Source organism: Photorhabdus africana (assembly GCF_035181445.1).
GTDB lineage: Bacteria > Pseudomonadota > Gammaproteobacteria > Enterobacterales > Enterobacteriaceae > Photorhabdus > Photorhabdus laumondii.
In genome coordinates this window covers 1-268 of the sequence record NZ_JAXBVE010000257.1, presented here as the reverse complement: position 1 = coordinate 268, position 268 = coordinate 1, and the positions used below count along the sequence as shown (strand labels likewise).

The following is a 268-nucleotide window of genomic DNA, read 5'->3' as shown; positions in this document are numbered from 1 at the left end:
CATTGCCAATGTTGGGGATGCGATAGGCGGTACGGTCAGCCTCACAGCTCAGGGCGATGTCTTGTTTACGCCGGATGCAGATTACACCGGTGTCATTAGCTTTAAATATGGTGTAACTGACGCAGCCGGGAATCCGTCAGCATCGGTAGTCGATCTAAGCAGTGGGGAAACCGCGCCGATGCGCGCCGTTGCGACATTATTGACCCCGGAAGTCCCGCTCGATCCATTAGCTGCTCAACAATGGTATCTGAGCGATGCCAACATTCTG

1 protein-coding gene is annotated in these 268 nt (G+C 54.1%); it reads left to right on the top strand.

The window, feature by feature from the left end; all coding sequences use genetic code 11:
- Positions 1-268, top strand: a 268-nt coding sequence (locus SLS51_RS23665) for an Ig-like domain-containing protein (protein WP_323840901.1), incomplete at both ends; no start/stop codon positions are given.